Raw genomic sequence first — 23524 nt, 5'->3', positions numbered from 1 at the left:
TCTCTAGCCGAAAACGAAATCGAGAAGCGAATGAGTGACTATAAAACTACCCTGAATTTGCCGGAAACAGGGTTCCCGATGCGTGGCGATTTGGCCAAGCGCGAACCTGACATGCTGAAACGTTGGTATGAACAGGATTTGTACGGGATTATTCGTGGCGCCAAGAAGGGTAAAAAAACCTTTATCCTTCACGATGGCCCGCCGTATGCGAACGGCAATATTCACATTGGTCACTCGGTTAACAAGATTCTCAAAGACATTATTATCAAGTCCAAAGGTCTGTCTGGTTATGACTCGCCGTACGTGCCGGGTTGGGACTGCCACGGCCTGCCGATCGAACTGAAAGTAGAACAACTGGTGGGCAAGCCGGGCGAGAAGGTCAGCGCCGCGCAGTTCCGTGAAGAGTGCCGCAAGTATGCCGCCGAGCAGGTTGCCGGACAGAAAAAAGATTTCATCCGTCTGGGCGTGCTGGGCGATTGGGATCGCCCCTACCTGACGATGGATTTCAAAACCGAAGCCAACATTATTCGCGCACTGGGCCGCATCATCGAAAATGGCCATCTGCACAAGGGCGCCAAGCCGGTGCACTGGTGCGCCGACTGCGGTTCCGCGTTGGCGGAAGCGGAAGTAGAGTATTACGACAAAACCTCTCCGGCGATTGATGTGGCGTTCAACGCGGTCGATCGCGCGGCGGTGCTGGCGAAATTCGGCCTGGCCGCCGATGCGGTAAACGGCGATGTCGCGCTGGTCATCTGGACCACCACCCCCTGGACGTTGCCGGCCAACCGCGCCATCTCACTGAACGCCGAGTTTGACTATGCGCTGATTCAGGTGGCCGGCAAAGCCATCATCGTTGCCGAAGGGCTGGCCGACGCGGTCGCTAAACGCGTGGCCGGGAGCGACGCCAGCACCCGTCTGGGTCATACCGTCAAAGGCAGCGATCTGGAACTGCTGCGTTTCCGCCATCCGTTCATGGATTTCGACGTGCCTGCCATTCTGGGCGATCACGTTACGCTGGACGCCGGTACCGGTGCGGTACATACCGCCGGTGGTCACGGCCCTGACGACTATGTCATCAGCCAGAAATACCAACTGGAAATCGCTAACCCGGTCGGACCGAACGGTTGTTTCCTGCCGGGCACGTTCCCGGGGCTGGATGGCCTGTTCGTGTTCAAAGCCAACGACAAGATTGTCGAGCTGCTGCGTGAGCGCGGCGCGCTGCTGCATGATGAAAAATTGCAGCACAGCTATCCGTGCTGCTGGCGTCATAAATCGCCGATCCTGTTCCGCGCCACGCCGCAGTGGTTCGTGAGCATGGACCAGAACGGCCTGCGTAAACAGTCGCTGTCCGAAATCAAGGGCGTGCAGTGGATCCCGGACTGGGGTCAGGCGCGTATCGAATCCATGGTGGCGAACCGTCCTGACTGGTGCATTTCCCGTCAGCGTACCTGGGGCGTGCCGATGTCGTTGTTCGTGCACAAAGAGACGCAGGCGTTGCACCCGCGTACCACCGAACTGATCGAAGCGGTGGCTAAGCGCGTCGAACAGGACGGTATTCAGGCATGGTGGGATTTGAACCCGGCTGACCTGCTGGGTGCGGACGCCGCCGAGTACGAAAAAGTGCCGGATACGCTGGATGTGTGGTTCGATTCCGGATCAACCCACGCATCAGTGGTGGATGTGCGTCCGGAATTCAGCGGTCACGCGGCGGACATGTATCTGGAAGGTTCCGACCAGCATCGCGGCTGGTTCATGTCTTCGCTGATGATTTCTACCGCCATCAAAGGCAAGGCGCCGTACCGTCAGGTACTGACCCACGGCTTCACCGTGGACGGCCAGGGCCGCAAGATGTCGAAATCCATCGGCAACACCGTCAGCCCGCAGGACGTGATGGATAAACTGGGCGCGGATATTCTGCGCCTGTGGATCGGTTCTACCGACTACTCCGGCGAGATCGCGGTGTCCGACGAGATCCTCAAGCGTTCCGCCGATGCCTATCGCCGTATCCGCAACACCGCGCGTTTCCTGCTGGCCAACCTGAACGGTTTCGACCCGGCGCAGCACAGCGTGAAACCGGAAGATATGGTGGTGCTGGATCGCTGGGCGGTGGGCTGCGCTAAAGCCGCGCAGGACGAGATCGTCGAGGCTTACGAGAGCTACGATTTCCACCGTGTGGTCCAGCGTTTGATGCAGTTCTGCTCCATCGAGATGGGGTCGTTCTATCTGGATATCATCAAGGACCGTCAGTACACCGCGAAACACGATAGCGTGGCGCGTCGCAGCTGCCAGACCGCGCTGTTCCATATCGCCGAAGCGCTGGTGCGCTGGATGGCGCCGATTCTCTCCTTTACCGCGGATGAGATCTGGGCCTACCTGCCGGGTGAGCGCGCGCAGTATGTCTTCACCGAAGAGTGGTATGACGGTTTGTTCGGACTGGCGGACAGCGAGCCGATGAACGATGCTTTCTGGACCGACATGCTGAATGTACGCGGTGAAGTGAACAAAGTGATCGAACAGGCGCGTAACGACAAGCGCATCGGTGGTTCTCTGGAAGCGGCGGTAACGTTGTATGCCGACGACACGCTGTTTGCGAAGCTCAGCAGCCTGCAGGGCGAACTGCACTTTGCCTTGTTAACCTCCAGGGCGCGTCTGGAACATGACGAAAATGCGCCGGCGGATGCCCAGCAGAGTGAATTACCGGGTCTGAAAGTTGTCCTTAGTAAGGCCGACGGGGAGAAATGCCCGCGTTGTTGGCACTATGAAACGGATATCGGCAGCGATGCCGCGCATCCGGATGTGTGTGGTCGCTGTGCGACCAATGTTGGCGGCAATGGCGAAGAGCGTAAATTTGTCTGATGAGTAAATCTACTGGAGCAACGGGTCTGCGCTGGCTGTGGCTGGCTGCACTGGTACTGGTGGTCGATTTGGGCAGCAAACAGTGGGTGATGACCCACTTTCAGCTGGGCGAATCGGTACCGCTGGTGCCATTCTTCAATTTTACCTACGCTCATAACTATGGCGCGGCGTTCAGCTTCCTGGCGGACAAAGGCGGCTGGCAGCGCTGGCTGTTTGCCGTAATCGCGTTGGTGATTATTGTGGCGCTGCTGGCGATGATGCATCGCTCCAGCGCCAGCCAGAAGCTGAATAATATTGCGTATTCGCTGATTATCGGCGGCGCGATCGGCAATCTGGCCGATCGACTGGTGCATGGTTATGTGATCGATTTTCTGGATTTTTATGTCGGCAACTGGCATTACCCGACGTTTAATCTGGCGGATAGCGCGATTGTGGTCGGCGCACTGCTGATTGTGCTGGAGGGGTTTCTGGCTTCTCCGCAAAAAAAGCAGGCGGAAGGTAAATAACGCATGACGGAATGGGTGACAAACGGTTGTGAAGTGCTGGTGCATTTTGCGCTGATGCTGGAAGACGGTTCCGTGGCGGAATCGACGCGCGAAAGCGGTAAGCCGGCGATGTTCCGGTTGGGCGACGGCAGCCTGTCGGCGGCGCTGGAGGCTCAGTTGCTGGACCTGCGGGTTGGCGACAGGCGCCAGTTCAGTCTGCCGCCGGAGTCTACGTTCGGTCCCTCGAATCCGGACTTGATCCAGTTCTTCCTGCGCCGCGACTTTGCGCAGACCGGGGTGCCCGACGTGGGCACCATCATGCTGTTCAGCGGCATGGCCGGTAACGATATGCCGGGCATCATTCGCGAGGTGGCGGAAGAGTCGGTTACGGTGGATTTCAACCATCCGCTGGCCGGGCACACCATCACCTTTGACGTGGAAGTACTGGAGATTCATCCCCCTTCAGCGGAGGCAACGCATGAAAATCCTGCTGGCTAATCCGCGTGGATTTTGCGCTGGCGTCGACCGCGCCATCAGCATTGTCGAGCGGGCGCTGGAAGTCTACGGCGCGCCGATTTACGTCCGTCATGAAGTGGTACATAACCGCTATGTGGTGGAAGGGTTGCGCGAGCGCGGCGCTATCTTCATCGAGCAAATCGAAGATGTACCGGATGGCGCCATTCTGATTTTTTCCGCTCACGGCGTCTCGCAGGCGGTGCGGGCGGAAGCCAAAAGCCGGGAACTGACCGTCTTCGATGCCACCTGCCCGCTGGTGACCAAAGTGCATATGGAAGTGGCGCGCGCCAGCCGTAAGGGAACGGAGGCGATCCTGATCGGCCATGCCGGGCATCCTGAAGTGGAAGGCACCATGGGCCAGTACAACAACCCGAACGGCGGTATGTATCTGGTGGAAGGTCCCGAGGACGTCTGGGCGCTGCAGGTGAAAGACGAATCCAACCTCTGTTTCATGACCCAGACCACGTTGTCGGTGGACGATACGTCGGCGGTGATCGATGCGCTGCGGGCGCGTTTCCCGCAGATTGTCGGGCCGCGCAAAGACGATATTTGCTACGCGACCACCAACCGTCAGGAAGCGGTGCGTAATCTGGCGGCCGAAGCCAGCGTGGTGCTGGTGGTCGGCTCGAAAAACTCGTCCAATTCCAATCGCCTGGCAGAGCTGGCTCAGCGCGTCGGTAAACCGTCTTACCTGATTGATTCCGCTGATGATATTCAGGAAGGGTGGCTGAAGAGTGTCGCCTGTGTCGGGGTAACGGCTGGAGCTTCCGCGCCGGACGTGCTGGTTCAGCAGGTGATCAAACGCCTGCAGAGCATGGGCGGACAGATCGCGATGGAGATGCAGGGGCGCGAAGAGAACATCGTGTTTGAAGTGCCGAAGGAACTGCGTATGGACGTTCGTGAAGTGGAATAACACGTTCGCCTTGTCATTATGAGAAGATGCCAGACGATGAAAATCGCCTGGCATTTTTTTGGGAGAAAGATCATGAAGCGAATCCCGATTATTCTGGATACCGACCCGGGTATTGACGATGCCGTTGCTATCGCCGCCGCCTTATTTGCTCCTGAACTGGAGCTGAAGCTCATCACCACGGTAGCGGGAAACGTGGATGTGGAAAAAACCACCCGCAACGCGCTGCAACTGCTGCATTTTTGGGGCTCGACGGTGCCGGTTGCACAAGGGGCGGCGACGCCGCTGGCGCGCGCGTTGCGTGACGCGGCTTACGTCCACGGTGAGTCCGGGATGGCGGGGTATGACTTTGTGGCGCATGACCGGGTAGCGCTGGAAAAGCCCGCGGTGCAGGCGATGTATCAATGCCTGAGCAGCAGCCCCGAGCCGGTGACGCTGGTCACCATCGGGCCGCTCACCAATATCGCATTGCTGCTGACCCAATACCCGCAGTGTAAAAGCAGTATTAAACGTCTGGTAATGATGGGCGGTTCGTCAGGGCGCGGCAACTTTACGCCGAATGCGGAATTCAATATCGCGATTGATCCGGAAGCGGCGGCACGAGTGTTCGACAGCGGAATCGACATCGTGATGTGTGGTCTGGACGTTACCAACAATGCGGTGCTGGCGCCGGATTATCTGGAAGCGTTGCCGGGGCTTAACCGGACCGGTGCCATGCTTCATGCGTTGTTCAGTCACTACCGCAGCGGCAGCATGGCGACCGGTTTGCGTATGCATGATCTATGCGCTATTGCTTATCTGGTGCAACCGGCGTTGTTTACCCTGCAGCACTGCTTTGTGGCGGTGGAAACCCGCGGCGAGTATACCGCGGGCACCACGGTGGTGGATCTTCAACACCATCTGAGCCGCCCGGCCAACGCGCAGGTGGCGTTAGCGCTGGATGTGGCTGGTTTCCGCGCCTGGGTGGCGCAGGTGTTGGCGCTGGCGCCTTGAGCCGTGCGTCATCGCTGCCGGGGCTGCGCCAGTGACATGAATACGGGTGGGTACGGCTTAATCGTCAGGCGGCGGATAATCGCGGCGGCCGTGAGGCTCTGGCTAATAAATAGCTTTTACTGATATCCCTGCTGTTTTGTCGTAAATTTCTAATTATTGGCGTTTTCGGCTGGCGGCCCTGGGCCGGGCTGGTTAACCTGATAACGTTTTCTCATTCATCAACAGATAAAGAGTATGAATATGCGTGATGCACAAATCCGCGTCGCCATCGCGGGAGCGGGTGGCCGCATGGGACGGCAGTTGATTCAGGCTGCGTTGCAGATGGATGGCGTAGCGCTGGGCGCTGCGCTGGAACGTGAAGACTCGTCCCTGCTTGGCAGCGATGCGGGAGAATTGGCCGGCGCAGGTAAAACGGATATCACCGTACAAAGCAGCCTTGAGGCGGTCGTTGACGATTTCGATGTATTTATCGATTTCACCCGTCCGGAAGGTACGCTGAGCCACCTGGCTTTTTGCCGTAAGCACGGTAAAGGGATGGTGATAGGCACCACCGGTTTTGACGAGCAGGGCAAAGCCGCGATCCAGCAGGCTGCCGCCGACATTGGGATTGTCTTTGCCGCCAACTTTAGCGTCGGGGTTAACGTGCTGCTCAAGCTGCTGGAAAAAGCGGCCAAAGTGATGGGCGATTACACGGATATTGAAATCATTGAAGCGCACCACCGCCACAAAGTGGATGCGCCGTCAGGCACCGCGCTGGCGATGGGGGAAGCGATCGCCGGAGCGCTGGGCCGCGATCTGAAGCAATGTGCGGTTTATGCACGTGAAGGCTATACCGGCGAACGGGAGCCGAAAAGCATCGGTTTTGCCACTATTCGTGCCGGCGATATCGTGGGTGAACATACTGCCATGTTTGCAGATGTCGGTGAACGTATCGAGATAACGCACAAGGCTTCCAGCCGCATGACGTTTGCAAATGGCGCGGTCAGGTCCGCATTGTGGGTAAGCTCTCGTAATCATGGTCTTTTTGATATGAGAGATGTGCTGGGGCTTGATGACATATAACAGGAAAATATTTTTCTGTTTCTAATTAATTGATTTTAATGGCGCTAAAATTAGCGCCATTATTTTTGTGTAAAAATACTGGTTTCGTGTCTTATTTTTATCAAAGCATATTTTTATTGGTGTTATCTGTCTTTTTCTCATCTGTGTGTCAGCCATTTACGATTCGGTTTAGCGATTTTGGCGTGATTTTAATCATTCTATCAATCATTGACGCTGGCAACCGTTTACTTTCGAGAGTTGATGTGTGTTTTTACGGGTATAACCGCGCATTACCTTCTTAAGCCATAAAATAGTGAAAAAAAATCCGGTTTGGCTAGACAACAGTCAGGGGCATCATTAAAATGCGCGCAATTTGCCGAAAATTTGCCTTACAGGTGGTTTTTGCATTGATTTAGTACGTCAAATCTGAATTAATATGCAAATAACATGATTTTTTATTCCTTGGAGGGTGTTTTGATTAAGTCAGCGCTATTGGTTCTGGAAGACGGAACCCAATTCCACGGTCGGGCCATTGGGGCAGAGGGAACGGCAGTGGGGGAAGTGGTTTTCAATACGTCAATGACCGGTTATCAAGAAATCCTCACTGATCCTTCCTATTCCCGCCAGATTGTCACTCTTACTTATCCCCATATCGGTAATGTCGGCGCCAATAAAGCCGATGAAGAATCCCCCGCCGTTCATGCTCAGGGCCTGGTCATCCGCGATTTACCCCTGATTGCCAGCAACTACCGCAGCGAAGAAAGCCTGTCTGATTACCTCAAGCGCAACAACATTGTGGCGATTGCGGACATCGACACCCGCAAACTGACGCGACTGCTGCGTGAAAAAGGCGCGCAGAACGGCTGCATCATCGCGGGCGATGCGCCGGATGCGGCACTGGCGTTGGAAAAAGCCAAGGCGTTCCCCGGCCTGAAAGGCATGGATCTGGCGAAAGAAGTCACCACCCACTCCAGCTATAGCTGGTTGCAGGGCAGTTGGACGCTGGAAGGCGAGCTGCCGGCAGCGAAAGAAGAGAGTGAACTGCCGTACCACGTGGTGGCGTACGATTACGGCGTGAAGCGCAATATCCTGCGCATGCTGGTGGATCGCGGCTGCCGCCTGACGGTAGTGCCGGCGCAAACCCCGGCGGAAGAAGTGCTGAAGCTCAACCCGGACGGCATTTTCCTGTCCAACGGCCCTGGCGATCCGGAGCCGTGCGATTACGCCATCAGCGCGATCAAAACCTTCCTGGAAACCGAGATTCCGGTGTTCGGCATCTGTCTGGGCCACCAGTTGCTGGCGCTGGCCAGCGGCGCGAAAACCGTCAAGATGAAATTCGGCCACCACGGCGGTAACCATCCGGTCAAAGATCTGGACGGCAACCGGGTGATGATCACCGCGCAAAACCACGGGTTTGCGGTAGACGAGACGTCTCTGCCCGCCACGCTGCGCACGACGCATAAGTCGCTGTTCGACGGTTCGCTGCAGGGCATTCACCGCACCGATAAAGCGGCGTTCAGTTTCCAGGGTCACCCGGAAGCCAGCCCCGGCCCGCATGATGCCGCGCCGCTGTTCGATCACTTCATCGAGCTGATTGAGTCTTACCGTAACACCAAATAATCAGAATCCGTTTAGTCACGCTGCGATAGAGAGAAAGAATATGGCGGAAGCGCCGGCGCGGCGGTGAGTAAACGGGTTCGCAGGAGCGAAAAATGCCAAAACGTACAGACATAAAAAGTATCCTGATTCTCGGTGCCGGCCCGATCGTGATCGGTCAGGCGTGCGAGTTTGACTACTCCGGCGCCCAGGCGTGTAAAGCGCTGCGTGAAGAAGGCTACCGCGTGATTCTGGTGAACTCCAACCCGGCCACCATCATGACCGACCCGGAGATGGCCGACGCCACCTATATAGAACCGATCCACTGGGAAGTGGTGCGCAAAATCATCGAAAAAGAGCGCCCGGACGCGGTGCTGCCGACCATGGGCGGCCAGACGGCGCTGAACTGCGCGCTGGAGCTGGAGCGTCAGGGCGTGCTGGAAGAATTCGGCGTGACCATGATCGGCGCGACCGCCGATGCCATCGATAAAGCGGAAGATCGTCGCCGTTTCGATATCGCGATGAAGAAAATCGGCCTGGAAACCGCTCGCTCCGGCATCGCGCATAACATGGACGAAGCGCTGGCGGTGGCGGCGGACGTGGGCTATCCCTGCATTATCCGTCCGTCCTTCACCATGGGCGGCACCGGCGGCGGCATCGCTTACAATCGTGAAGAGTTCGAAGAGATTTGTACCCGCGGTCTGGATCTGTCGCCGACCAAGGAACTGCTGATCGACGAATCGCTGATCGGCTGGAAAGAGTATGAAATGGAAGTGGTGCGGGATAAAAACGACAACTGCATCATCGTCTGCTCGATCGAAAACCTCGACGCCATGGGGATCCACACCGGCGACTCCATCACCGTCGCGCCGGCGCAAACCCTGACCGACAAGGAATACCAGATCATGCGTAACGCCTCGATGGCGGTACTGCGTGAAATCGGGGTGGAAACCGGCGGCTCCAACGTGCAGTTCGCGGTCAATCCGAAAACCGGCCGTCTGATCGTCATCGAAATGAACCCGCGCGTGTCCCGCTCTTCGGCGTTGGCCTCCAAAGCCACCGGCTTCCCGATCGCCAAGATCGCCGCCAAGCTGGCGGTCGGTTATACGCTGGATGAGCTGATGAACGACATCACCGGCGGCCGTACCCCGGCGTCGTTCGAGCCGTCCATCGACTACGTGGTCACCAAGATCCCGCGCTTCAACTTCGAAAAATTCGCCGGCGCCAACGATCGCCTGACCACGCAGATGAAGTCGGTCGGCGAAGTGATGGCGATTGGCCGCACCCAGCAGGAGTCGCTGCAGAAAGCGCTGCGCGGTCTGGAAGTCGGCGCCACCGGCTTCGATCCGAAAGTCGATCTGGACGACCCGGAAGCGCTGACCAAAATCCGCCGCGAGCTGAAAGACGCCGGCGGCGACCGTATCTGGTATCTGGCGGATGCGTTCCGCGCCGGGATGTCGATTGACGGCGTGTTCAACCTGACCAATATCGACCGCTGGTTCCTGGTGCAAATCGAAGAACTGGTGCGTCTGGAAGAGCAGGTGGCCGAGCAGGGCGCCAACGGCCTGACGAAGGAATTCCTGCGTCTGCTGAAACGCAAAGGCTTTGCCGACGCCCGCCTGGCGAAGCTGGCCGGCGTGTCTGAAGGTGAAATCCGCAAGCTGCGTTACAAATACGACCTGCACCCGGTCTACAAGCGCGTGGACACCTGCGCCGCCGAATTCGCTACCGACACCGCCTACATGTACTCCACCTATGACGAGGAGTGCGAAGCCAACCCGAATCAGGATCGCGACAAGATCATGGTGCTGGGCGGCGGTCCGAACCGTATCGGTCAGGGCATCGAATTCGACTATTGCTGCGTGCACGCGGCGCTGGCGCTGCGTGAAGACGGCTATGAAACCATCATGGTTAACTGTAACCCGGAAACCGTATCCACCGATTACGACACCTCCGATCGCCTGTACTTCGAGCCGGTCACGCTGGAAGACGTGCTGGAGATCGTGCGTATCGAGCAGCCGAAAGGCGTGATCGTGCAGTACGGCGGCCAGACTCCGCTGAAACTGGCGCGTCAGCTTGAAGCCGCCGGCGTGCCGGTGATCGGCACCAGTCCGGACGCCATCGACCGCGCGGAAGACCGCGAGCGCTTCCAGCAGGCGGTGAACCGTCTTGGCCTGAAGCAGCCGGCTAACGCCACCGTCAGCACCATCGATCAGGCGGTGGAAAAAGCGGTCGGCATCGGCTATCCGCTGGTGGTACGTCCGTCTTATGTGCTGGGCGGTCGGGCGATGGAAATCGTTTACGACGAAGTGGATCTGCGCCGTTACTTCCAGACCGCGGTCAGCGTTTCCAACGATGCGCCGGTGCTGCTGGACCGCTTCCTGGACGACGCGGTGGAAGTGGACGTGGACGCCATCTGCGACGGCGAGCGCGTACTGATTGGCGGCATCATGGAGCATATCGAGCAGGCCGGCGTGCACTCCGGCGACTCCGCCTGTTCACTGCCGGCCTACACCCTGAGCAAAGACATTCAGGACGTGATGCGCCGTCAGGTGGAAAAACTGGCGTTCGAACTTTCCGTGCGCGGCCTGATGAACGTGCAGTTCGCGGTGAAGAACAACGAAGTGTACCTGATTGAGGTTAACCCGCGCGCCGCCCGTACCGTGCCGTTTGTCTCCAAGGCGACCGGCGTGCCGCTGGCGAAAGTTGCGGCTCGCGTTATGGTTGGGCAGACGCTGGCTCAGCAGGGCGTCACCAAAGAAGTGATCCCGCCGTACTACTCCGTCAAGGAAGTGGTGCTGCCGTTCAACAAGTTCCCGGGCGTGGACCCGATCCTCGGGCCGGAAATGCGCTCCACCGGCGAGGTGATGGGCGTGGGCCGTACCTTCGCGGAGGCTTTTGCCAAAGCGATGCTGGGCAGCAACTCGCCGATGAAGAAAACCGGCCGCGCGCTGCTGTCGGTGCGTGAAGGCGACAAGGCGCGGGTGGTGGATCTGGCGGCTAAACTGCTCAAGCACGGTTTTGAACTGGACGCGACCCACGGCACCGCCGTGGTACTGGGCGAAGCCGGTATCAATCCCCGTCTGGTGAACAAGGTGCATGAAGGCCGTCCGCACATTCAGGATCGCATCAAGAATGGCGAATACACCTATATCGTCAACACCACGGCAGGTCGTCAGGCGATCGAAGATTCCAAACTGATTCGCCGCAGCGCGCTGCAATATAAGGTGCATTACGACACCACCATGAACGGCGGTTTCGCCACTGCCATGTCGTTGAATGCCGACCCGACCGAGCAGGTGGTTTCCGTTCAGGAAATGCATGCCCGTATTCAGGGGTAATGGGTAAAAAAAACCGTGCCGGTTCCGGCACGGTTCAGCGAGAGGCAAAACCGGTCAGTTATCTGGCCGGTTTTTTTTTCGTCTGCATCCGGGGGGATGTTTAGCTTAAGGCGACTTTGATGCCGAGGCTGATCAGCACGCCGCCCAGCAGCTTGTCGATTAGCTTCTGGGCTTTGGTCAGGCCGCGACGCACCGGTTCGCTTTGGATCAGGATAACCAGCAACGGCCACCAGACCAGCGTCAGCCCCCAGATGATCCCGGCGTACCACAGTTTTTCACCAACGCTGGAATTCAGGCTCAGCACTTGGGTAAACACCGCCAGAAAAAACAGCGTGGCTTTCGGGTTCAGCAGGTTGCAGAGGTAGCCCTGAATAAACGCTTTCCATAGCCCGACGCGCTGTGGCGCCAGGCCGGACAGATCCAGCGTGTTGCCGCCGCGTGAGCGCAACGCCTGAATGCCCAGCCAGATCAGGTAGGCGGCGCCGACGTATTTCAGCAGGCTAAACAGCCAGGGCGTGGTGGTGATGACCACCGCCAGCCCGGCGACGCAGTAGGCCATGTGGGTGGCGACGCCGGCAATCACGCCGACGGCGGTCATCATGGCGGCCAGCCGCGGGTAGCGGACCGCGTTTTTGATCACTAAAAAGAAGTCAGGACCGGGGGAGATCATCCCCAGCGCGGCGATGGTCGCAACGAATAAAGAGGTTTCAAGCATGATGGATTCAGAATGACAATCAAGGAACCGACGGAAAAAGGTGGGCATAATACCGTCGGTGGCATTTTTTCGCACTATCAATCATCGATTTGAAATGTTAATAAACTTATAAAAACCACGCTTATAGTGGTTGTATTCAAGGCAGGGGACGGGAACGTAACATGGTAAATGAAACCACACAGCAGCGGGATATTACCCGGTTGTGTATTCAGTGCGCGCTGTTGCTGTTACAGCATGGCGCGGAAAGTATGTTGGTCGAGCAGCTGTCATCGCGGCTCGGCGTTGCGCTGGGGATGGACAGTGTGGAAAGCTCGATTTCGGCTAACGCGATTGTGCTGACCACCATCATGCAAGGGCATTGCCTGACCTCCACCCGTAAAAATGTGGATCGCGGCATCAATATGCACGTGGTGACCGAAGTGCAGCACGTGGTGATCATGGCTGAACATAAGCTGCTGGATGTGGACGGGGTGGCAAAGCGTTTCAGTCATATCAAACCGTTGCGTTATCCGCGCTGGCTGATGGTGACGATCGTGGCGCTGTCGTGCGGCTGCTTCAGCCGTCTGAACGGCGGCGGCTGGGATGCGTTTCTGGTCACGTTGCTCGCCAGCGGCATGGCGATGTATGTGCGGCAGGTGCTGACCGCCCGGCATCTCAATCCGTTGATTAACTTCTGCATTACCGCCTTTGTGGCGACGTCGGCGTCCGGGCTGCTGATGCGTGTGCCCGGTCTGGAGCACAGCTCCTCCGTGGCGATGGCCGCCAGCGTGCTGCTGCTGGTGCCCGGCTTCCCGTTGATCAATGCGGTGGCGGATATGTTCAAAGGCCATGTCAACACCGGTCTGGCGCGCTGGACGATGGCCAGCCTGCTGACGCTGGCGACCTGTATTGGCGTGGTCACGGCAATGGCGATATGGGGGCTGCACGGATGGTCATTGAACTGATTTGGGCGTTGATTCAGGACATGGTGCTGGCGGCGGTGCCGGCGGTAGGGTTCGCTATGGTATTTAACGTGCCGGTGAAGGCATTGCCTTATTGCGCGTTGCTGGGCGGGCTGGGGCACGGCGTACGTTTCCTGATGATTCACTTTGGTATCCCCATCGAATGGGCGACCTTCGTGGCGTCGATCATGGTGGGTATCATCGGTATTCGCTGGTCGCGCTGGTTTCTGGCACATCCCAAAGTGTTTACCGTTGCGGCGGTGATCCCAATGTTCCCCGGTATTTCAGCCTACACGGCGATGATTTCGGTGGTGCAGCTTTCCCATCAGGGGTACAGCGAAGCGTTGATGCAAATGCTGATCACCAACTTCCTGAAGGCCAGTTTTATCGTCGGCGCGCTCTCCATCGGGCTATCGTTGCCGGGGATCTGGATTTATCGTAAACGGCCGGGAGTATAAGGATTCGGTGTTCTCTTAAATATTGGGCAGCGACCCGGTAATCATATCGACGCATCAATGGGCTTTCCGTATAGTGGCACCAATTTTGTAGCCTGCAGGGTTTTACCATGGTGATTAGTTTGATTGCCGCATTGGCAGTAGATCGTGTTATCGGTATGGAGAACGCCATGCCGTGGCATTTGCCGGCCGATTTGGCGTGGTTTAAGCGCAATACGCTCAACAAGCCCGTGATTATGGGGCGCAACACGTTCCGCTCCATCGGTCGGCCGCTGCCGGGGCGGTTGAATATTGTGGTGAGCAGCCAGCCGGGCGACGATGACCGCGTCACCTGGGCGGCTTCGCTGGAAGCGGCGCTGGTGGCGGCTGGCGAGGTAGACGAAGTTATGGTGATCGGCGGCGGTAGTATCTATCAACAGATGTTGCCGCAAGCCGGCCGTCTCTATCTGACCCACATCGACGCCGAGGTGGAGGGTGATACCCATTTCCCGGATTACGAGCCGGACGAGTGGGTGTCCACTTTTAGCGAGTTTCATGACGCGGACGAACAAAATTCCCACAGCTATTGCTTCGAGATCCTCGAACGACGTTGATTGCCGCTGATTCGCCATCTCAAACCCGCTCATCGAGCGGGTTGAGGCTGTTGACAAACAGCCATGTTGTTTTATGAATTGTGAATTTGTCCGGTCAGTGAATAGTTTCGTGCGGGATAAGCGGTATAATTTCTTTGCCACTTTATCGCACGCACGACAAGGAGAGGCTCAAACGCCGCCTCTCCTTGACCACTGGCTGGTGGCTAAACAGTGGCGCTACGCGCTACCTTCGGCGTTCGACTTCGCTACTCGGGCCACCCGTGACGCGTTTACTCGCCCCATCCATGTGGCTCGCCCTACGGGCCAGCGTAAACGCTGTTCAAAAACGCTCCCGGCGTTTTTGTCCGACGCGACACGGGCTTTCGCCGCGTCCATGCGGCTCACCCGGCGAAGTCGTCCACCTCAGCACTGTTTGGGACGCCAGAAAAACCCACTCACCGATAATCAAGGTGTTTGTCAGCAATCTGACCCGCTCATCGAGCGGGTTTTTCTTTTTTTATTTTAATGTATCTATATGTGTAAGCCTTACACCAGAACCGCCTTCCTGTTTTCAACCGGGTCATACTCAGGAAGAACATTATTTGAATAAGCTGAAGTTCAGCTTATTCATCAGGTTAATAATCCGACTTACTTATCAAGGAATCTGAAACCTGGCAGCAAACAGGCTGATTGCGTTATACCCTATCTACTTTACTCTCTTACATTGTCACCAGCATTTCTTTATTTTTCGCTATGTTAATATTGAAAAATGGCCTATAAATAAATTCTCAGGAGCTATACCCAAGATTATCCGGGTTGCAGGAACGCCGCCAACACACCGGTACCTTGAAGTATGATGGGTATAAAGGTTAAGGAGATAAAGGACTGTCAGTATATGAAAATTTTATCAATTCAGTATTTGCGCGGGCTGGCTGCTTTGCTTGTAGTCGTGGCGCATAATTCTTCAATGCTGGGAAGTGAGTGGACAAAGCGCATTCCTGGCGCGCTTGGTGTGGATGTTTTTTTTATAATTAGCGGTTTTATCATGACATTCATTACCTATCATACACCTGGCAGTCCGGTTGCATTTATAGTTAAACGCTTCTTTCGCATATGGCCGGTCTTTTTTTTCGTTTGGCTGTTTTCTTTTATTTTTGTGTACAATGAAAGAAGTTTTAGTCAGATGGCATGTACACTCTATTTTTGCCTGCAGGATTACAGCCAGCCAGGACCAACCTTCGGCTACAGTGCTCTTGGCCCTCCGTGGACGTTATCCTACGAAATAATGTTCTACTTTATTTTTTCTGTATCGATGTACATCAATTACCGCTATCGCAGCTACATTTGCACGCTGGTTTTTGTGGCCGCCATGACAGGTTTTCAGCTGTACTACAACGGCAATTTTAATTTCTCATCACAGGTGTCGCCGGATATTATGGTTACACACTGGTGGCAAGCTTGGATTAAATTAATAAGTAATACCATCATGTTTGAATTCATTGCTGGTATGTTGCTGGCTGAATTAATGATCAGGGGGAGAATCAATAAATCACCTTGCAGCCGGACCGTTGCGAAAATAGCCTTCGCTGCTGCAGCAGCTGGTGCTGTTATTGTTGGTCCACAGGTTTTTGGCTTGAGTGGCGGTTTCTGGTTGGCGTTGGTTATCATGATTTCGGCCATTATACTGAATGGTAACAATGAGACAGGAAATAGTCGGATACTGACTTTTCTCGGGGGCATCTCCTATTCACTTTATCTCGTTCATTATCCTGTAATGGTTTTTTTAAAAAACCATTTATCAGACTCAGCGACATCTATCGAAAGAATGGCAATATTTATGCTCTCTATTGCCGGCAGTATCCTAATGTCATCAGTTATGTTCACATGGATTGAAACGCCTTCGATTCGGGCAGGAAAAAAGGTAGCGGCAATTTTATCTGTGATGAGGAAACCTTATCAGCATTGAGCTTTGGCGATATCGGCATGGCTGGATGGTAGCGATCGGCCCGCTTAGTCCAGCATCGACTTTGGTCATCATGTTCACCCGAGAAGACGGCGGTGTGATCGGGGCGTAATGTTGTAGATCGGGGCAGGCGTGCGATATCCGGCGACAACCGCCGCCGGATACATCAAATGGCGTCGGTTTCCGGGGCCGTCAGCGACGGTTGGGTGAAGTAGCGCTGGTCTTCCCAGCGCAGGCCGGTGAGCGCGCCTCCCCAGCAGCAGCCGGTATCCAGCGCGTAGATGCCTTCCGGCGTGCCTCTACCTTCCAGCGACGCCCAGTGGCCGAACGCGATGGCGTATTCGGCCGATACCGGTCCCGGCAGTTCGAACCAGGGTTTCAACAAGGACGGCGCCTGCGACGGCGCTTCCTTGCACAGCATGTCGAGCTGGCCGCCGGAGAAGCAGTAGCGCATGCGGGTAAATACGTTGGTGCTGAACCGCAGACGCGCCAGCCCGCTCAGTTCCGGACTCCAGTGGTTCGGCATGTCACCGTACATCGCGTCCAGAAACAGTGGGTAGCTATCGCTGCTGAGGATCGCTTCCACTTCCCGCGCGCACATTTTGGCGGTGTCCAGATCCCACTGCGGCGTGATGCCGGCATGGGACATCACCAGCTTGCGTTCCTCGTCCACCTGCAGCAGCGGCTGGCGGCGTAGCCAGTTGATCAGCTCGTCCGCATCCGGCGCCGACAGCAGCGGATCCAGGCGATCCTTGGGTTTGTTGCGGCTGATGCCGGCGTACACCGCCAGCAGATGCAAATCGTGGTTGCCGAGCACCATGCGCACCGCGTCGCCCAGCGAACGGACATAGCGCAGCACTTCCAGCGAATCGGGACCGCGGGCGACCAGATCGCCGGTCAACCACAGAGTGTCATGCTCGGGGTCAAAGGCGACTTGCGCCAGCAGCGCTTTGAGTTCGATGGCGCAGCCGTGAACGTCGCCGACAAGATAGGTAGCCATAATCTTTCAGTGTATCAGTGAGGGGATGGCCAGGCGGAATACCGTAATGGGGACCTGAAATGTTTCACCCTGATGGTCAATCATCTGGTAATGGCCTTCCATGGTGCCCATCGGCGTTTCCAGAATGGCGCCGCTGGTGTATTGGAATTCGTTGCCCGGCTGAATGACGGGCTGAAGGCCAATCACGCCTTCGCCCTGAACTTCGGTTTGCTTGCCGTTGCCGTTGGTAATCGTCCAGTAACGGCTGAGCAGTTTGACGTCATGACGACCCAGATTGCGAATAGTGATGGTATAAGCGAAGACGAAACGCCCTTCTTCTGGCTGGGACTGCGCTTCAACGTAGAAGCTTTGAACCTGTATACACACTCGGGGGGCGTTCATCATGACGACAACTCCAGCTTATTCCTGCGATGTGGGATGCGCGGTCAGCCACTCGGCCAGACGACAATACTGCGTAATGGTGACGTTTTCCGCCCGGACGTTCGGGTCCACCTCCAGCGCGGTCAATTGCTCCGGTGTGAACAGGTTGCCCAGGCTGTTACGCAGCGTTTTGCGTCGCTGATTAAAGGCTTCCGTGGTAATCCGGCTCAGAATTCGCGTATCCACCGCCGGATAAGGCGATGTGGTGTGCGGCACCAGACGCACCACCGCGGAATCCACTTTAGGAGCCGGTTTGAAGGCCGTCGGCGGCACTTCAAGCACCGGAATGACCTGACAATAGTACTGCGCCATCACGCTCAGCCGACCATAAGCCTTGCTGTCCGGCCCTGCCACCAGCCGGTTGACCACCTCTTTCTGCAACATGAAGTGCATGTCGCGAATAGCCTGAGTATAGCTGAACAGGTGGAACATCAGCGGTGTCGAAATATTATACGGCAGGTTACCAAAAACCCGCAGCGGTTGTCCCGCCTGTTGTGACAACGCGGCGAAGTCCACCGTCATTGCGTCCTGCTGGATGATGGTCAGCTTGTCTCTGAGCGTGGGGTGAACCTCCAGCCGGGCGGCCAGATCGCGGTCCAGCTCCACCACGGTAAAGCTGTCGATACGCTCGCCGACCGGGATGGTGAGCGCCCCCAGGCCGGGGCCGATTTCCACTATCGCCTGACCCGGCTGCGGGTGGATGGCGGAAACAATACTGTCGATCACAAACTGATCGTTAAGAAAATTTTGGCCGAAACGCTTACGGGCGAAGTGGCCTTGATGGACGCGATTATTCATTACGGTTAGCAATCATATGTAGAGCGAGATTCAATGCGGTGCGGAAGCTACCCGGATCGGCCTGACCGCTGCCGGCAAGTTCCAGCGCGGTACCATGGTCGACGGACGTGCGGATAAACGGCAGCCCCAGCGTGATGTTGACGGCCCGGCCGAAGCCCTGATATTTCAGTACCGGCAGGCCCTGATCGTGATACATCGCCAGTACGGCATCGGCGTGTTCGAGATACTTGGGTTGGAACAGGGTATCGGCCGGCAGCGGGCCGACCAACTGGATACCGGACTGACGTAGTTCATCCAGCGCCGGAATAATCACATCCAGTTCTTCACGCCCCATGTGGCCGCCTTCGCCGGCGTGCGGATTCAGGCCGCAGACGTAGATGACCGGTTGGGCGAGGCCGAACTTGCGCTGCAAGTCCCGATGCAGAATGGTGATGACTTCGTGCAGGCTGTCGCGGGTAATAGCGTCCGAGACGGCTTTTAGCGGCAGATGGGTGGTCGCCAGCGCGACGCGCAGCTCCTCGGTCGCCAGCATCATCACCACGCGCGCGCAGTGACTGCGCTCAGCGAAAAATTCAGTGTGACCGGAAAACGGAATACCGGACTCGTTGATGATGCCCTTGTGCACCGGCCCGGTGATCAGCGCGGCGAAGTCGCCATTCAGGCAGCCGTCGCAGGCGCGGGTCAGCGTATCCAGCACATAGCGGCTGTTCGCCACGTTCAGTTGCCCCGGCACCACGGTGGCGTCGGCGACGACCGGCAGCAGCGTCAGTGTGCCGGCGGTTTGCGCCTGCGCCCGCTGGTGCGGCTGGTACTCACGCAATGTCAGCGGCAGTTTCAGCGCCAGCGCGCGGCTCAACAGCAGCTCGGCGTCAGCGCACACCACCAGTTCCACCGGCCAGTTTTGCTGCGCCAGCGCTACAACCAGATCAGGACCAATCCCGGCGGGTTCGCCGGGTGTGATCACCACTCGCTGCACCTGCGTTTCAGTCGGCATCAGTTCTGCCCGTTCAGGATTTTCACGTAAGCCGCGGCGCGTTTTTCCTGCATCCAGGTTTGCGCTTCCTCGGCGAATTTACGGTTAAACAGCATGCGATAGGCGCGATCTTTCTGGGCGGCGTCGGTCTTGTCCACCTGACGGGTATCCAGCAACTGAATCAGGTGCCAGCCGAAGGAGGAATGCACCGGCGCGCTGATTTCGCCTTTCTTCAATTGGGTCAACGCGTCGCGGAATGACGGGTCATACATGTCCGGCGATGACCAACCCAGATCGCCGCCCTGATTGGCGGTGCCCGGATCCTGCGACAGCTGTTTGGCGGCGTTGGCGAAGCTTAACTTGCCGCTTTTGATCTGGCTGGCGATATCTTCCAGTCTGGCTCTGGCCTGTGCATCGTTCATGACCACCGAGGTGCGCAGCAGAATGTGGCGGGCGTGTACTTCGGTCACCGATACGGACTGATCGCCGCCGCGGGTGTCGTTGACGCGCAGAATATGGAAACCAACGCCGGAGCGGATCGGCCCGATAACCTGGCCTTTCTGCGGATTGGTCAGACGTTCGGCGAACAGCGACGGCAATTCCTGCGGACGGCCCCAGCCCATTTGTCCGCCTTTCAGCGCCTGCGGATCGGCGGAGTAGGTGATAGCCAGTTTACCGAAGTCGGCGCCCTGCGAGGCTTCTTTCACCAGACGATTAGCCAGGCTTTCCGCCTTGTCGACCTGATCCTGCGTCGGGTTTTCCGGCAGCGGGATCAGAATCTGGCTCAGGTTGACCTCGGGGCCGCTCGCTCCCTGGCTGGCAATCTGCTGGGCCAGCGAATCCACTTCCTGCGGCAGCACGGTGACACGACGGCGCACTTCGCTGTTACGCACTTCGGCAATGATCATGTCTTTGCGAATCTGGCTGCGGTAGGTATCAAAGCTGACGCCTTCGGCTGCCAGACGGCTGCGCAACTGGTCCACGCTCATGCGGTTCTGCGCGGCGATGTTGGCGATAGAACGATCCAATTGCTCGTCGGTGACCTGAACGCCCATCTTCTGCGCCATCTGCAGGATGATGTTATCCATGATCAAGCGCTCCAGAATCTGGTGACGGAGCGTAGCGTCGTCCGGCAACTGTTGACCGGCTTCTTGCGCGTTCAACTTGACGGACTGCAACAGGCTATTGATATCGCTTTCCAGAACCACACTGTTGTCGACGACCGCGGCGATCTTGTTGACCTCCTGCGGCGCCGCAAACGCCATGTTGGCACTCAGTGCCAGCCCCAGAACAAGCGCTCTCCAGTTCTTCATACCTTTCCCGTTAATTTTTCCGCCAGGGCGGGTTAAATGTTTAATCGCTACCGGTCATTAGACGTTTATTGCCGCCAGAGTTCCCGGCGTTACATTATTCATAACGCACCATCAGAACGCGCGCTGGTAAGGCAAAATACCGGTTTTCAGCATTTTGTCCGTACCCAGACCATAATTGCTGCTCAGGCCGCGCAGTTCAAAGCTAAAGCCGATCTTGTTGTCGTAAACGCTTTGATTGGTGGTGCTGTTCCACTTGGTGATTTTGCGCTCATAGCCGACGTTAACCGCCCAGCAGCAGGTATTGTATTGCAGACCCAGCAACTGGTCGGCCGGTTGGTTGGCTTTGGTATCGTAGTAGTAAGCGCCCACGATAGCCCAGCGATCCGTCAGCGGCCAGCTGGCGGTGGCGCCAACCTGGGAAATGCCCTGCTGGAAGCCTGGGTTTGTCACGGTCGGCAACATAGCCTGAATATATTTTGAACTGGCGAAACGGTAGTTCAACTGGAACATACGTTCGCCGCCGCCACGGTATTCCAGCACGGCATCGCCGAGCGTGAAGTCCTTCAGGCGTTGATCATACTGTGCGCCGCCCCGGATACCCCAGTTGTCGGCGAACTTCCAGTACGAGTCTCCCGCCCAGCTCAGGCTGCCACGATCATCGTTCTGGTCAATGGTGGATGCGGTGCCGGTGCGTGGACGTTCAAAGTAATAAATCTGCCCCAGCGACGCGTTGAAGCGTTCTTCCAGCGAGCCGTCGTACAAACGGGTGGTCATGCCGGTCGATACCTGATTGGCGGACGCGATGCGATCCAGACCACTGAAGGTGCGATCGCGGAACAGACCGGCGTAATCCGCCTGCAGCAACGTGGAGTCATAGGTGCGAATGGATGACTGATCCCGGTACGGCACGTACAGGTATTGCACCCGCGGCTCCAGCGTCTGGGTGTAGCCTTTGGCCCAATCCATGTCGCGTTCAAACACCATCTTGCCGTCGGTTTTGAACTGCGGCATCACGCGATTCACAGTGCCTTTCAACAACGTAGCATCCGCATTGTCGGCGTGATTAGCCAAATATGTATCCAGATTCTCTTGCTGATAGTGGGTGGCCATCAACTTGGCTTCGGTGCTCAGACTGGCCCAGCCGTTGGAAATCGGCAGCGACAGCGTCGGCTCGATATGGAGCCGGGTTGCATCCGGATAAGTGGGGTTGACGTTAGTAAACTTCGCCGCCTGACCGTACAGGTATAAGTCAAAGGGGCCGATATCATTCTTGGCGAAGTTGATATCCAACTGCGGCATCGCCCGGTAGACGTCCCGATTAGCCAGGTTGCTGAAGATCTGATACTGGCGCGTCGACAGCGTGGCGTCCCAGTTGCGGGTGGCGTAACCCAGGCTGAACTTCTGGGTGGCGTAGCCGTCGGTGGTGTTGCCGTAAACCGAATCCAGGTCGGTGAAATAGTTCTGATCGCTGACCTTGGTGTAATCGACGTTGATACGCCAGACCTGATCGACAACGCCGCTGTGCATCCAGTGGAACAGCCAACGGGTGTAGTTATCGTCGGCGGCATAGCCGGATTTGCCGGAGAGGACATCGCTTTTATACTGTCTGTCGTTCTGCAGCCAGTCGAATTCGAACACGCTGAAACCAAAACGGGACAGATTACGGAACTCGTTCTGCCACTGGATGCCGCGGTTGGTCTGCACATGCGGCGTGATGGTGGCGTCGTAGTTGGGGGCGATGTTCCAGTAGTAAGGGGTGATCAGTTCAAAGCCATTGCGATTACCGTATTTGGCATTGGGGATCAGAAAACCGGAACGGCGCTTATCGCCAATAGGCAACTGCATGTAAGGGCTGTAGAACACGGGAACGCCGGCGATGTGGAAGCGGGCGTTCCAGATTTCAGCCACTTCTTCCTGCCGGTCCTGGATCACTTCCGAACCGACGACACTCCAGCTATCATCACCGGGCAAACAGGAGGTAAACGAGCCGTTATCCAGAATGGTGTAACGGTTGTTTTCACGCTGTTTCATCTTGTCGGCATCGCCGCGCCCCTGACGGCCCACCATCAGATAGTCGCCGTTTTCCACGTCGGTATCTTTGGTGTTGAGGTTGGACCAGGCTCGCGGGCCTTTCAGGATGACCTGGTTGTCATCGTAATGCGCGTTGCCGATCGCGGTAACGGTGCGGATAGGGTCGGCCTGACCGGGCTGCGGCTTCTGGTGCAGCTGTACCTGATCTGCGGTGAGCACGCGATTACCCTGCTCGACGTTGACGTTACCCGTAAAAACAGCGCTATCCGGGTAATTAGCCTGCGACTGATCGGCTTTGATATGCACCGGCAACTGGCTGGTGTCGCCGGTGACCAGCGGGCGATTATATACGGGAACGCCCGACATACACTGAGAGGCGAGATCGGCCAGCGCCTGCTGGCTGTACAGCGCCGACCAAATTAATGAGGCCAGCAGGGTTGGAAAACTTTTTTTCATACGCGGTATCTGGTGTTCCGTCATCAAGGGCGTCATGCCGGCAAACGGTCAGAGACTATATCAGCCACCGGCGTGGCGCCAGTGCAAAATCCCCGCCATTTTCTATGCGTTGCCGTTAGGAGCAAAGATAAATGACAGGTATGATAAAG

19 protein-coding genes are annotated in these 23524 nt (G+C 56.9%); 12 read left to right on the top strand and 7 right to left on the bottom strand.

From position 1 onward, the window contains the following. Positions 1 to 30 precede the first annotated feature (30 nt). The 8 genes from ileS (at position 31) to carB (ending at position 11738) form a co-directional block, all read left to right on the top strand. Positions 31 to 2856 (top strand): isoleucine--tRNA ligase, encoded by a 2826-nt coding sequence (gene ileS, locus DDA898_RS18405; RefSeq protein ID WP_038911995.1) that lies wholly within the window; start codon positions 31 to 33, stop codon positions 2854 to 2856. After that, a complete protein-coding gene (gene lspA / locus DDA898_RS18400) occupies positions 2856 to 3362 on the top strand; it encodes a signal peptidase II (protein WP_013319526.1) in 507 nt (168 codons plus the stop codon). The genes ileS and lspA overlap by 1 nt, the downstream gene beginning before the upstream one ends. 3 nt (positions 3363 to 3365) lie before the next feature. Then, complete coding sequence (gene fkpB, locus DDA898_RS18395) at positions 3366 to 3839, top strand: FKBP-type peptidyl-prolyl cis-trans isomerase (RefSeq protein ID WP_013319525.1); 474 nt, start codon at positions 3366 to 3368, stop codon at positions 3837 to 3839. Next, positions 3820 to 4770 (top strand): 4-hydroxy-3-methylbut-2-enyl diphosphate reductase, encoded by a 951-nt coding sequence (ispH, locus tag DDA898_RS18390; protein ID WP_013319524.1) that lies wholly within the window; start codon positions 3820 to 3822, stop codon positions 4768 to 4770. The genes fkpB and ispH overlap by 20 nt, the downstream gene beginning before the upstream one ends. A 72-nt stretch (positions 4771 to 4842) precedes the next feature. Further along, complete coding sequence (gene rihC, locus DDA898_RS18385) at positions 4843 to 5760, top strand: ribonucleoside hydrolase RihC (RefSeq protein ID WP_038912650.1); 918 nt, start codon at positions 4843 to 4845, stop codon at positions 5758 to 5760. A 240-nt stretch (positions 5761 to 6000) separates the two neighbouring features. Continuing rightward, the gene (dapB, locus tag DDA898_RS18380; RefSeq protein WP_013319522.1) at positions 6001 to 6822 is read left to right on the top strand and encodes a 4-hydroxy-tetrahydrodipicolinate reductase; all 822 of its coding nucleotides are present in this window, start codon (positions 6001 to 6003) and stop codon (positions 6820 to 6822) included. A gap of 453 nt (positions 6823 to 7275) precedes the next feature. Beyond that, entirely contained in the window at positions 7276 to 8421 is a 1146-nt protein-coding gene (carA, locus tag DDA898_RS18375; protein ID WP_013319521.1) for a glutamine-hydrolyzing carbamoyl-phosphate synthase small subunit, read from the top strand. Positions 8422 to 8513: 92 nt separating this feature from the next. Further along, on the top strand, positions 8514 to 11738 hold the full coding sequence (gene carB / locus DDA898_RS18370) for a carbamoyl-phosphate synthase large subunit (protein ID WP_038911994.1): 3225 nt from the start codon (positions 8514 to 8516) through the stop codon (positions 11736 to 11738). Between the two features lie 100 nt (positions 11739 to 11838). On the opposite strand, the gene DDA898_RS18365 is transcribed toward carB, so the two are convergent. Next, positions 11839 to 12453, bottom strand: coding sequence for a LysE family translocator (locus DDA898_RS18365; protein ID WP_038902781.1), 615 nt, complete (start codon positions 12451 to 12453; stop codon positions 11839 to 11841). 161 nt (positions 12454 to 12614) lie between these two features. On the opposite strand from DDA898_RS18365, the gene DDA898_RS18360 reads away from it, so the two are divergent. The 4 genes from DDA898_RS18360 (at position 12615) to DDA898_RS18345 (ending at position 16387) form a co-directional block, all read left to right on the top strand. Further along, positions 12615 to 13397, top strand: coding sequence for a threonine/serine exporter family protein (locus DDA898_RS18360; RefSeq protein WP_013319518.1), 783 nt, complete (start codon positions 12615 to 12617; stop codon positions 13395 to 13397). Further along, on the top strand, positions 13382 to 13852 hold the full coding sequence (locus DDA898_RS18355; protein WP_013319517.1) for a threonine/serine exporter: 471 nt from the start codon (positions 13382 to 13384) through the stop codon (positions 13850 to 13852). Before DDA898_RS18360 ends, DDA898_RS18355 begins: the two co-directional genes overlap by 16 nt. Before the next feature lie 107 nt (positions 13853 to 13959). Then, a complete protein-coding gene (gene folA, locus DDA898_RS18350; protein ID WP_038911993.1) occupies positions 13960 to 14442 on the top strand; it encodes a type 3 dihydrofolate reductase in 483 nt (160 codons plus the stop codon). 874 nt (positions 14443 to 15316) lie between these two features. Next, positions 15317 to 16387, top strand: a complete 1071-nt coding sequence (locus DDA898_RS18345) for an acyltransferase family protein (RefSeq protein WP_038912649.1) — start codon at positions 15317 to 15319, stop codon at positions 16385 to 16387. Between the two features lie 163 nt (positions 16388 to 16550). Here the strand turns inward: DDA898_RS18345 and apaH are convergent, their stop codons facing one another. The 6 genes from apaH to lptD all read right to left on the bottom strand — a co-directional run bounded on the left by apaH (position 16551) and on the right by lptD (position 23411). Beyond that, the gene (gene apaH / locus DDA898_RS18340) at positions 16551 to 17384 is read right to left on the bottom strand and encodes a bis(5'-nucleosyl)-tetraphosphatase (symmetrical) ApaH (protein ID WP_038911992.1); all 834 of its coding nucleotides are present in this window, start codon (positions 17382 to 17384) and stop codon (positions 16551 to 16553) included. Between the two features lie 6 nt (positions 17385 to 17390). Then, positions 17391 to 17768, bottom strand: coding sequence for a Co2+/Mg2+ efflux facilitator ApaG/CorD (gene apaG, locus DDA898_RS18335; protein ID WP_013319513.1), 378 nt, complete (start codon positions 17766 to 17768; stop codon positions 17391 to 17393). A 15-nt stretch (positions 17769 to 17783) separates the two neighbouring features. Next, positions 17784 to 18602, bottom strand: coding sequence for a 16S rRNA (adenine(1518)-N(6)/adenine(1519)-N(6))-dimethyltransferase RsmA (rsmA, locus tag DDA898_RS18330; protein WP_013319512.1), 819 nt, complete (start codon positions 18600 to 18602; stop codon positions 17784 to 17786). Continuing rightward, entirely contained in the window at positions 18595 to 19596 is a 1002-nt protein-coding gene (gene pdxA, locus DDA898_RS18325; RefSeq protein WP_038911991.1) for a 4-hydroxythreonine-4-phosphate dehydrogenase PdxA, read from the bottom strand. Before pdxA ends, rsmA begins: the two co-directional genes overlap by 8 nt. Next, a complete protein-coding gene (gene surA, locus DDA898_RS18320; RefSeq protein WP_038911990.1) occupies positions 19596 to 20888 on the bottom strand; it encodes a peptidylprolyl isomerase SurA in 1293 nt (430 codons plus the stop codon). Before surA ends, pdxA begins: the two co-directional genes overlap by 1 nt. 111 nt (positions 20889 to 20999) lie before the next feature. Further along, positions 21000 to 23411, bottom strand: a complete 2412-nt coding sequence (gene lptD / locus DDA898_RS18315) for an LPS assembly protein LptD (RefSeq protein WP_081639264.1) — start codon at positions 23409 to 23411, stop codon at positions 21000 to 21002. Positions 23412 to 23524 lie beyond the last annotated feature (113 nt).

This window comes from Dickeya dadantii NCPPB 898 (genome assembly GCF_000406145.1).
GTDB classification, from domain to species: domain Bacteria; phylum Pseudomonadota; class Gammaproteobacteria; order Enterobacterales; family Enterobacteriaceae; genus Dickeya; species Dickeya dadantii.
The sequence above is the reverse complement of the archived record's forward strand: the minus strand, read 5'-3'. Positions and strand labels throughout refer to the sequence as shown.